2 protein-coding genes are annotated in these 2,808 nt (G+C 44.8%); both read right to left on the bottom strand.

What is annotated here, in order from left to right; translation table 11 throughout:
- Positions 1-35: 35 nt before the first annotated feature.
- Positions 36-956, bottom strand: a complete 921-nt coding sequence (locus LC574_RS34295; RefSeq protein ID WP_229458069.1) for a cupredoxin domain-containing protein — start codon at positions 954-956, stop codon at positions 36-38.
- 11 nt (positions 957-967) lie between these two features.
- The coding region (locus LC574_RS34290; protein WP_229458068.1) for a copper-translocating P-type ATPase at positions 968-2,808 on the bottom strand (1,841 nt) is incomplete at its 5' end.

The following is a 2,808-nucleotide window of genomic DNA, read 5'->3' as shown; positions in this document are numbered from 1 at the left end:
GTATAAGCAACCCCAGTAACTACTTCTCAATCTACTCACCAGATCCAACCAGAGCTTTCTTTGCCTACAGATTCAGCAACAAAAGCAGTGAAAACAACAGGATACTTAGGAGTAAATTCCACTGAAGTGGTTTGGTTAGGAACAAGGTCAACAGATAAATCAAAGTCTGGTATTAGCAATTTATCAAAGCACTTGCTCAGATTGTGACGTTGGAAATCCAATCTCACTGGTTGTCCCACCTCTACAATTACTCGTTCCGGTTTGTAACCCTTTTCAACCGTAACAGTCGCTTCTTGAGTACCTTCTGGTGTTTTCACTGCTTTTGTTGCTGACTCTGTAGGCAAAGAAAGCTCTGGTTGGATCTGGTGAGTAGATTGAGAAGTAGTTACTGGGGTTGCTTTTACAGTCGAGTCAGTAGGTTGAACTTCTATAACTCCTCGGAACATATTCATACCGCAGTTGAAGGTATAAGTACCTGGTTTGTCGGGTATGAACTCAATGGATGTGACCTCGTTGAGTGGTAGGTTTTTGGCGATATGGAAATCAGGTAGGCGTATCTCTTCAAGACAACTACTAGGGTCACGGCGTAGGAAATTAAGGCGGACTCTTTGACCGGCATTAACTAGAATTCGACTAGGTTCATAGCCTCCATCTACAGTAATGCCAACTTCTTGAATACCATCACGGGCTTCGGCTTTTTGGGACTTTGGTTTACTGAGGAGAAACCACCATATTTCTAGTCCGATTAACCCCAACCCGGCTGTTGTAACTGCACCTTTTACCCAGAATGGTTGCTCAATACGGCGGAACTGAGTTGTCTGCGATGCCTGCGGCGGGCGTAGCCATCGCTCGGTAGCTGGCATTTCATGATTCATCTGTGCAACTACTTTACTTGAGGCAACACTGAATGCCAATGCCAAGCCTGCTATACTGCTAAAAATTACTTTACTCAACATTTGCTACCTTCTTATGCTACTGGTTTAGCTTGAAATTTACGCAGACGTAGGGCATTCGTAACTACTGAAACCGAACTAAATGCCATTGCTGCACCTGCAATGATGGGGTTAAGTAACCAACCGAAGATGGGGAAGAGAATACCCGCAGCAATCGGAATGCCAGCAACGTTGTAGATGAAGGCGAAGAATAGGTTTTGTCGAATGTTGCGAATTGTGGCACGGCTGAGTTGAATTGCAGTGACAATGCTTCGCAAGTCACCGGAGATGAGTGTGATGTCACTAGCGGCGATCGCTACATCTGTCCCAGTGCCAATTGCCATTCCTACATCAGCTTGGGCTAATGCTGGTGCATCATTGATACCATCACCAACCATGGCCACAATCTTTCCTGATGATTGTAGTTTCTGCACTGTAGCAGCTTTTTGGTCGGGGCGAACTTCAGCCAAAACACGCTTGATACCAACTTCACGGGCAATGGTTTCTGCGGTGCGCTGATTATCACCTGTGAGCATCACCACCTCTAAACCCAGTTTTTGCAAAGCGCGAACTGCTTGTATGGAGGTAGGTTTGATGGCATCAGAAATCCCCATTAATCCCTGAATTTGTCCGTCAACTGCAATCCAAATCGCAGTTTTACCTAGATACTCCAAACGCTCTTTATCTTGTTGCAAGGTTTGAGTGTCAATGCCTAATTCTGACATCCAGCGTTGCGTTCCAATTTGCACGAGATGACCAGAAACTATACCTTGTACACCACTGCCTGCGATCGCTTCAAACTCTCTGACATCTGCTAACGCCACTTCTTGAGATTGGGCGTATCTCACAACAGCTTCTGCCAATGGATGTTCGGAATTGCGTTCCACTGATGATGTAAGTTGCACCAACCTGATTTCGTTACCATTAGCAGTACCGTTGACGGTGACAAAATCGGTGACTGTTGGTTTACCCTGAGTGATTGTTCCAGTTTTATCTAGCACAATTGTTTGAATCTTGTGCGCCAGTTCCAAGCTTTCGGCACCTTTAATCAAAATGCCATTTTCTGCACCTTTACCCGTTCCTACCATTACAGATGTAGGTGTGGCTAAACCCAGCGCACAAGGACAGGCGATAATTAGTACTCCAACTGTGGTGATCAGCGCCAAAGTCACGTTACCTGTAAAATTAAACCAAATGATGAAAGTGAGTAGAGCGATCGCAATCACCGCAGGCACAAACCATCCAGTTACTTGGTCTGCTAATCTCTGAATTGGGGCTTTAGAACCCTGTGCCTGCTGTACTAATTGGACAATCTGCGCCAGTACAGTATCACTTCCGACTCGTGTCGCCCGAAACTTAAAACTCCCAGTTTTGTTAATGGTAGCTCCAATCACTTCATCGCCTGGTTGCTTTTTAACAGGCACGCTTTCCCCTGTTACCATCCCTTCATCAATTGTGGATGCTCCCTCAATTACTTCCCCGTCAACAGGAATTTTCTCGCCAGGACGAACCAATATCACATCTCCAATAATTACTTCTTCAATTGGGACATCTACTTCTCGTCCATTGCGAATCAAACGCGCTGTTTTAGCTTGTAACCCAATTAGCTTACGGATAGCTTCTGAGGTTTGTCCTTTAGCACGATTTTCAAATAGTCTGCCTAGCAAAATCAGGGTAATGACGACAGCAGCAGTTTCATAATACACATCTGGTGTTAACCCCTGATTGATGAAAAAGCTAGGAAATAATGTGGGAAATAGCGAATAAAAATATGCTGCACTTGTACCCAAAGCAATTAGGGTATCCATTGTGGCACCATGACGTTTTAAAGCTTTCCATCCATTAATGTAGAAGGAGTAACCACACCAGAACTGTA

Source organism: Nostoc sp. CHAB 5715, assembly GCF_020829685.1.
Classification (GTDB): Bacteria; Cyanobacteriota; Cyanobacteriia; order Cyanobacteriales; family Nostocaceae; genus Nostoc.
The sequence above is the reverse complement of the archived record's forward strand: the minus strand, read 5'-3'. Positions and strand labels throughout refer to the sequence as shown.

Coding starts and splice junctions, on each gene's coding strand:
- LC574_RS34295 (WP_229458069.1), bottom strand. CDS start 956: ATGTTGAGTAAAGTAATTTTTAGCAGTATAGCAGGCTTGGCATTGGCA.